Annotated in this window: 9 protein-coding genes; all 9 read right to left on the bottom strand. The window is 72.3% G+C overall.

The window, feature by feature from the left end; translation table 11 throughout:
- Positions 1 to 135: 135 nt before the first annotated feature.
- The 9 genes from rdgB to AB0878_RS42565 all read right to left on the bottom strand — a co-directional run bounded on the left by rdgB (position 136) and on the right by AB0878_RS42565 (position 7,526).
- Positions 136 to 744 (bottom strand): RdgB/HAM1 family non-canonical purine NTP pyrophosphatase, encoded by a 609-nt coding sequence (gene rdgB / locus AB0878_RS42605; protein WP_366587668.1) that lies wholly within the window; start codon positions 742 to 744, stop codon positions 136 to 138.
- Positions 741 to 1,517, bottom strand: coding sequence for a ribonuclease PH (rph, locus tag AB0878_RS42600; protein ID WP_285972903.1), 777 nt, complete (start codon positions 1,515 to 1,517; stop codon positions 741 to 743). The genes rdgB and rph overlap by 4 nt, the downstream gene beginning before the upstream one ends.
- Before the next feature lie 92 nt (positions 1,518 to 1,609).
- The gene (locus tag AB0878_RS42595; protein ID WP_366587666.1) at positions 1,610 to 2,377 is read right to left on the bottom strand and encodes an MBL fold metallo-hydrolase; all 768 of its coding nucleotides are present in this window, start codon (positions 2,375 to 2,377) and stop codon (positions 1,610 to 1,612) included.
- A 29-nt stretch (positions 2,378 to 2,406) separates the two neighbouring features.
- A complete protein-coding gene (gene murI / locus AB0878_RS42590) occupies positions 2,407 to 3,213 on the bottom strand; it encodes a glutamate racemase (protein ID WP_366587664.1) in 807 nt (268 codons plus the stop codon).
- Positions 3,210 to 3,866 (bottom strand): rhomboid family intramembrane serine protease, encoded by a 657-nt coding sequence (locus AB0878_RS42585; protein ID WP_366587676.1) that lies wholly within the window; start codon positions 3,864 to 3,866, stop codon positions 3,210 to 3,212. The genes murI and AB0878_RS42585 overlap by 4 nt, the downstream gene beginning before the upstream one ends.
- A 362-nt stretch (positions 3,867 to 4,228) precedes the next feature.
- Positions 4,229 to 4,567 (bottom strand): HEAT repeat domain-containing protein, encoded by a 339-nt coding sequence (locus tag AB0878_RS42580; RefSeq protein ID WP_366587662.1) that lies wholly within the window; start codon positions 4,565 to 4,567, stop codon positions 4,229 to 4,231.
- A 10-nt stretch (positions 4,568 to 4,577) separates the two neighbouring features.
- Complete coding sequence (locus AB0878_RS42575) at positions 4,578 to 5,738, bottom strand: NAD(P)/FAD-dependent oxidoreductase (protein ID WP_366587660.1); 1,161 nt, start codon at positions 5,736 to 5,738, stop codon at positions 4,578 to 4,580.
- Positions 5,739 to 5,868: 130 nt separating this feature from the next.
- The gene (locus AB0878_RS42570) at positions 5,869 to 6,579 is read right to left on the bottom strand and encodes an aspartate/glutamate racemase family protein (protein ID WP_366587657.1); all 711 of its coding nucleotides are present in this window, start codon (positions 6,577 to 6,579) and stop codon (positions 5,869 to 5,871) included.
- Complete coding sequence (locus tag AB0878_RS42565; protein ID WP_366587654.1) at positions 6,576 to 7,526, bottom strand: cysteine synthase; 951 nt, start codon at positions 7,524 to 7,526, stop codon at positions 6,576 to 6,578. The genes AB0878_RS42570 and AB0878_RS42565 overlap by 4 nt, the downstream gene beginning before the upstream one ends.
- Position 7,527 lies beyond the last annotated feature (1 nt).

Below are 7,527 nucleotides of genomic sequence, written 5' to 3'. Positions count from 1 at the left end.
TCACCCCACCCCCAGCGCTTTGCGTCCCCCCCCCCCCCCCCCGCGGGGGGTTTGGTGGCGTCCCCCCCCCCCCCGGGCGCGTCGGGCGCCCACGGCCCCCCCCCCGCCACATGGGGTGCTGGGGACCGAGCCGTGTCAGGCGTTGGCGAGGTCGCGCAGGGCCGGGAGGAGCGCGCGCAAGGCGCGGCCGCGGTGGGAAGCCGCGTCCTTTTCGGACGGTTCCAGCTCCGCGGACGAGCGCGTCTCGCCGTCGGGCACGAAGATCGGGTCGTAGCCGAAGCCGTGGGTGCCGCGGCGTTCGCGGAGCAGCGTGCCGCGCCATTCGCCGCGGACGATGGTTTCCTCGCGGGACGGGAGAACGAGGGCGGCGGCGCAGACGAAGGCCGCGCCTCGGCGGTCGTCGGGGGTGTCGGTGAGCTGGGCGAGTACCAGGTCGAGGTTGGCGTCGTCGTCGCCGTGGCGCCCGGACCAGCGGGCGGACAGGATGCCGGGCATGCCGTTCAGCGCGTCGACCGCCAGGCCGGAGTCGTCGGCGACGGCGGGCAAACCCGTGGCCGCCACGGCGTCGCGGGCCTTGGCGACGGCGTTGCCCTCGAAGTCCGGCGCGGTTTCCGGTGCTTCGGGGAACTCGTCGACGTCGGCGAGGCCCAGCACCTCGATGCCGGCGATACCCTCGGCCTCGAGGATGCGGCGTAGCTCGCCGAGCTTCTTCTGGTTGCGCGTGGCCAGCAGCAGCTTTGTCACTTGGCGCCCTTCTTCTTGTCCGGGCGCGGCTGCGGCAGCTCACCCGGGTACGGCAGCGCCAGTGCCTCGTTCTGCAGCTGCGTGAGCGTCGCGCAGCCGGCGAGCGCCAGGTCGAGCATGGTGTCCAAAGTGGACCGCGCGAACGTGGCGCCCTCGCCCGTGCCCTGCACCTCGATGAGTGTGCCGGCGTCGGTGGCGACCACGTTCATGTCGACCTCCGCGCGCGAGTCCTCCTCGTACGGCAGGTCCAGGCGTACGCGCCCGTCGACCACGCCGACGCTCACCGCGGCGACCGAGGACGACAGCGGCTGCGGGTCGTTGAGCCGGTTGGCCGCGCCGAGCCACGTGATGGCGTCGCGCAGGGCGACGTAGCCGCCGGTGACCGCGGCGGTGCGGGTGCCGCCGTCGGCCTGGATCACGTCGCAGTCGATCACGATCGTGTTCTCGCCCAGCGCCGCGAGGTCGATGCACGCGCGCAGCGACCGGCCGATCAGCCGGGAGATCTCGTGGGTGCGGCCGCCGATGCGGCCCTTCACGGCTTCGCGGTCGCCGCGGGTGTTGGTGGCCGACGGGAGCATCGCGTACTCGGCCGTGACCCACCCGAGCCCGGAGCCCGCCCGCCAGCGCGGCACACCCTCGGTGACGCTGGCCGCGCACAGCACGCGCGTGTTGCCGAACTCGATGAGCACCGAACCGGCAGGCCACTTCTGGAACCCGCGGGTGATCTTGATGTCGCGGAGCTGGTCGTCGTTCCTGCCATCTTTCCTCGTCACGCCTGAGAAGATACTGCGTGGCCTGCCACTCCGTTGAGGGCGGTGGAGGGGAGGAAGGCGGAGTTTAAGGCCTCGCCCCGACAGTCCGCCGCTCAGATCTCGTAGACGGCGCCCTGCGTCACGAGCTCACTGTCCGGGAACACCGCCGCGGCCTCCGCGAGCACCGCGCGGCTGTCGGTCCACGGCGCGATGTGGGTGAGCAGCAGCCGCCCGACGTCGGCGTCCTTCGCCAGCTCACCGGCCTGTTTTCCGGACAGGTGCACGCCGTCGGGCCGGTCGGCCGCGTCCGTCCACGAGGCCTCCGACAGGAGCACGTCGACGCCGTCGGCCAGCTCGCCCAGCGCGGGGCACGGGCCGGTGTCGCCGGTGTAGGCGAGGAGGGCGCCGCCGTAGGAGATCCGCAGGCCGAACGCCGGCGTCGGGTGCCGCACCACGGCGGCCGTCACGTCGAACGGCCCGATCCGCACGGTTTCCTCACGCAGCGTGTGGAAGGCGTAGACGTCGGACAGGTCCACGGCGGCGCGCTCGTCGGCGTCGGCGGCGTACGCGTGGGCCAGCCGCGTCGGCGCGTCGGCCGGGGCGTAGAGCGGCAGCTGCCGCGGCCGGGCCGGGTACGGCGGCGCCGGGTGGTAGCGGCGCAGCACCGTGAGCGAGTTGACGTCGGCGCAGTGGTCCGAGTGCAGGTGCGACAACACGAGCGCGTCGAGGTCGAACGGGTCGCACACCATCTGGAGCTGGGCGAACGCGCCGTTGCCGAGCTCGAGGCCCAGCCGGAACCCCTCCGCCTCCAGCAGGTACCCGGACGCGGCGGAGTTCGGCCCGGGGACGCTGCCCGAGCACCCGAGGATCGTCAGTCGCACCCCATCACCCTAAGTGTGCCGGGGCGGTCTTACGCGCTCGTGGGAGCGAGGACACCCGGCGCGAACCCCATGAACCGCGCCGCCAGCCGCGTGAACGGCTCCGGCGAGCCCGTGGCCAGGAACTCGTGCCGCGGCGGCGTGTCGCGTTCGGCCAGCAGGTCGAATTCGGTGAGCACGCGGTAGAGGTCCTTGGCCGTCTCGTCGGCGCTGGAGACGAGCGTGACGTCCTGGCCCATCACGATCTGCAGCACGCCGGAAAGCAACGGGTAGTGCGTACAGCCGAGCACGAGCGTGTCGACCTCGGCTTCGATCAGCGGCTGCAGATAACCCTGTGCGAGACCCAGGATCTGGCGCCCGGACGTGATGCCGCGCTCCACGAAGTCGACGAACCGGTGGCACGCGACGCTCGTGAGCTGGACGTCGGGCGCCGCGGCGAATGCGTCGTCGTAGGCCCGGGAACGAACGGTCCCCTCGGTCCCGATCACGCCCACCCGGCCACTGTGCGTGACCGAGGCGGCGCGGCGTGCGGCGGGCAGGACCACCTCGATGACGGGGACGTCGTAGCGCTCACGGGCGTCGCGCAGGCAGGCGGCCGAGGCCGTGTTGCAGGCGATGACCAGGGCTTTCACGCCGCCTTCGACGAGTTCGTCGAGGGCTTCGAGGGCGTACTGGCGGGCCGTCGCGATGGGGAGGGGGCCGTAGGGGTTGCGCGCGGTGTCGCCGACGTAGCGGAGCTGCTCGGCCGGCAGCAGCTCGAGGATCGACCGGGCGACGGTGAGACCGCCGACGCCGGAATCGAAAACCCCGATGGGCGCGTCGGCGGTCGGGGTGCTCACACCTCGAGGCTACCGGCCGCCTTCTTCTTGGGACGGTCGCCCCGCGCCGTCAGCCAGGCCGCGAGGACACCGGCCAGCGCGCCGAACAGGTGGCCCTGCCAGGAGATGCCGGGGTTGCCCGGCAGCAGGCCCCACAGCATCCCGCTCCACAGACCCAGCAGCACCACGGCGACCACGATCTGCCCGAACGCCCGGTTGAAGATGCCGCGGACCAGCAGGAACGCCAGCCACCCGAACGCCAGCCCGGACGCGCCCACCGTGTACGCGTTCGACGGCCCGACCAGCCACACCCCCAGGCCCGACACGATCCAGATGATCGCCGTGACCACCGCCCAGCGCCCGATCCCCGCCGCCATCGCCAGGAACGACAGCACGAGCACCGGCACGGTGTTCGAGAACAGGTGCCCCCAGCCGGCGTGCAGCAGCGGCGCCCACAGGATCCCGTCGAGCCCCGACAGCTGCCTCGACACGATGCCCCCGTGGTCGAGGTCCGCCGGCAGGATCACGTCCAGCAGCTCCACCAGGTAGAGCACGAGCGTGAACCCCACCGCGACGATCGCCGCCGCCTTGGGATTGGGCGGCAGGATGCGCTTCGCCGGGTTCGACGTGCCGGTGGCCTTCGCCTTGTCCGCCGGCTGGTCCCCGAACGGCATGGGCTGCGGTGGGAGTGTGCTCACGGGTTCCAGGCTACGTCCGTCCGGTGCGGGTGGCCTCGGGTGAATTCCCTGATGTTCGAGTTCAGGGCCGCTCCCGACGACCGGTCGCGACGGTGCCGGGGGCGGCTCGCGCAGCCGCACTGCCCCACGCCACGCACGCACCCGGCGGCGCGGCCCCGGCCCAGCGGCAGACGGTGGCCGCACCGCGCACAGGCACGGCCGGCCGCGGCCAGTCGCAACCTCGATCGCCGACCGCCGATAACCCGGCCCCGCTGCGCCGCGCGGAGGCACGGGTGCCAGGCAAAGCGGTCCACTGTCCGACCCGAGCCACGCCCGCGCCGCCGGCTCGAAGCCGAGACCTACGTGATGGTCCCGTTGGCCCTGGCTCGCCACAAAGCCGTCCGGGCCTCGGGGGTGTTCAGCCGTTCCAGGCCGCGGATTGTCCACGAGCGCAAGGCTTCGTCGGGGCTGTCGAGCTGGGCGGCGAGGACGGGCAGCGCCTCCGGGGACGCCGCCGCGCCGATCAGTTCCAGCAGCCAGCAGCGCAGGCCGTGGTCCTCGGTTTCCCGCTCGAACTCCGCGATGAGCTCGCCGACATGCTCGGCGGCGGAGGCGAGCAGCAGCTGAAAGCCGTCTTCCCGGGTTTGCCTGTTAGCGCGCCGCATCATCCGCAGGGCGGTGTCGAAGGTGTCGGCCACGGGATCGAGCCTAGTGGCCGGCGTCGAACGGGCCCTGTCCCGCCGTGAGTTCCGAGAAGATCTTGATGAGGTGCTCCGCCGTGGCCTCGTCGCTCTGGCCGGCCGTGGCGGCCTCGAACTCGGCGCTGGTGATCGCGATGTGGGCGCTGCGCGGGAACATCGCGTGCTCGTACTCGGACAGCGCGGCCTCGACGTCGTCCGGGTGGGCGGCGAGGGCCTGGCCGAGTTCGGCGGCGTCGAGCATGGCGAGGTTGGCGCCTTCGCCGTTCGGGGGCATGAGGTGGGCCGCGTCGCCGACGAGGGTCGCGCCGGGGACGCGGTCCCAGCGGTGCTCGAGTGGCAGGACGTAGTGCGGGCGCAGCATGGGTGCGGTGTCGGCGTCGGTGATGAGGGCCGTGAGTTCCGGGGCCCAGCCGGTGAATTCCTGCGCGACGCGGGCGACAGCGCCGGCCGGGTCGGTGAAGTCGATGGCCGCGAACCAGTCCAGCGGCCGCGTCAGCGACACGTATGTGTGAATCGTGTCCCCGCTTTCGCGGTGGGCCATGATGCCCTTGTCCGATCCGACCGCGCCCATTGAGCCACCGCCGACGGCCTTGGCGGTGGCGGGGTGGCGGGTCTCGACGTCGTACAGGTAGGTCTCGACCATGGCCGTGCCGGCGTACGAGGGAACCGCGCCCGACAGCAGCGGCCGCACGCGCGACCAGGCGCCGTCGGCGCCGACCAGCAGGTCGGTCACGACCACGCTGCCGTCGGCGAAGGTCACCTCGTGGCGGCCGTCGCCCACGGAACGCGCGTCGAGAACCTTGTGGCCCCAGCGAACCGTGCCGGCGGGGAGCGAGTCGAGCAGCAGCTGCCGCAGCTCCCCGCGTTGGACTTCGGGCCGGCCTCCGGTGCCGTCGTCGGCCTTGTCGAACAGCACGGTGCCCTCGCGGTCCAGGAACCGCGTCTGCTGGCGGCCTTCGAGGATCAGACCGGAGAATTCGGCCATGAGCTCCGCGGCTTCGACGGCGATCTGGCCGTTGTAGTCGTGGATATCGAGCATCCCGCCTTGCGCCCGCGCACCCGCGGACGCCTCGGCTTCGTAGACGGTGGCGGGAATGCCGTGGACGTGCAGGACACGGGCGAGGGTGAGGCCGCCGAGGCCGGCGCCGATGATCGTGACGGTGTTCATGGTGGCTCCTTCGGGTTCGGAGCGGCCCGGTGAGCCGCTCTCGAACCGAAGGTTGCCGTGATCCGCTGGCACGGCGCGCACACCGCGCTGCCACCCGCCTGGCACGGCCTGCCAGCCCGCTGCCAGAAGCTCAGGCCGGAGCCGGCGGCAGCTCCCGCAGCCCCAGCGCCCAGTCCACCGCGGCCTCCGCGTGGAGCCGCGTGGTCGGGAACACCGAGACCGAGCTGTCGGACTGATCGACGAGCAGCTCGATCTCCGTGCACCCGTAGATCACGCCCTCGGCTCCCGCAAGAACCAGCCGCGCGATCACCTCGCGATAGGCCGCCCGCGAAGCCGGCCGGACCACACCGTGCACCAGCTCGTCGTAGATCACCCGGTGCACCAGCTCCTGGTCCACTTCGGACGGAACCAGCACCGAAAGCCCGTGCGCCGCAAGGCGTTCGCGGTAGAACGGCTGGCTCATCGTGAACGCCGTCCCCAGCAGGCCCACTGACGAAACGCCGGCCGACCGCACGGCCGCGGCCGTCGTGTCCCCCAGGTGCAGGAACGGCACCCGCAGCCGCAACGCCGAAGCCACCTTGTGCATCGTGTTGGTGCACAACACGATCACGTCCGCGCCCGCCGCTTCCAAGGCCGAAGCGGCGGCGGCCAGCACCTCGCCCGCCGCCGCCCAGTCACCCGAAGCCTGCAGCGCCTCGATCTCCGCGAAGTCCACGGAGTACAGCACCACCCGCGCGGAGTGGTAGCCGCCCAGGGCGTCTCGCACCCGCGAGTTCACCAGGCGGTAGTACTCCGCCGAAGACTCCCAGCTCATGCCGCCCAGGAGCCCGATCGTCCTCACGCCCAGAGCTGCCCGTCCAGCCGCGCGGCGGCTTCGTCGAGCGAACCCGCGTACGCGCCCGTGGACAGGTACTTCCAGCCCGCGTCCGCGACGACGAAGGCCACGTCCGCGGTCTCCCCGCGAGCGGCGGCCTTCTCGGCGACGGCCAGCGCGGCGTGCAGCACCGCGCCCGTCGAGATACCCGCGAAAATGCCTTCGTTCTCCAGCAGTTCCCGCGTCCGGCGAAGCGCGTCGTACGCGCCGACGGAGTACCGGCCGTTGAGCACGCTGGGGTCGTACAGCTCCGGCACGAACCCCTCGTCGAGGTTGCGCAGGCCGTACACCAGCTCGCCGTACCGCGGCTCGGCCGCGATGATCTGCACGCCGGGCTTCGCCTCGTGCAGGTACCGCCCGACGCCCACCAGAGTCCCCGTCGTGCCGAGGCCGCCGACGAAGTGGGTGATCGTCGGCAGGTCCTTCAGCAGCTCGGGACCGGTGCCGCGGTAGTGCGCGTCCGCGTTGGCCGGGTTGCCGTACTGGTAGAGCATCACCCAGTCGGGGTTCTGCTCGGCCAGCTCCTTGGCCCGCCGCACGGCTTCGTTCGAGCCGCCCGCCGCGGGCGAGAACACGATCCGCGCGCCGTAGGCCTGCAGCAGCTGCTTGCGCTCGGTGGAGGTGTTCTCCGGCATCACGCACACCAGGCCGTAGCCCTTGAGCTTCGCGGCCATGGCGAGCGAGATGCCGGTGTTGCCCGAGGTCGGCTCGAGGATCGTCGAGCCGCGCCGCAGGCGGCCCTCACGCTCGGCGGCCTCGATCATGGCCAGCGCCGGCCGGTCCTTGATCGAACCGGTCGGGTTGCGGTCCTCGAGCTTCGCCCACAACCGCACGTCGTGGGTGGGCGAGAGCCGGGGCAGCCCCACGAGCGGCGTGCCGCCGAGCGCGTCGAGCAGGGACTCGTAGCGGGCCATC

It is taken from the genome of Amycolatopsis sp. NPDC047767 (assembly GCF_040704195.1).
Classification (GTDB): Bacteria; Actinomycetota; Actinomycetes; order Mycobacteriales; family Pseudonocardiaceae; genus Amycolatopsis.
Note: the sequence above shows the minus strand (reverse complement) of the source record. Positions and strands in the feature narration are given on the sequence as shown.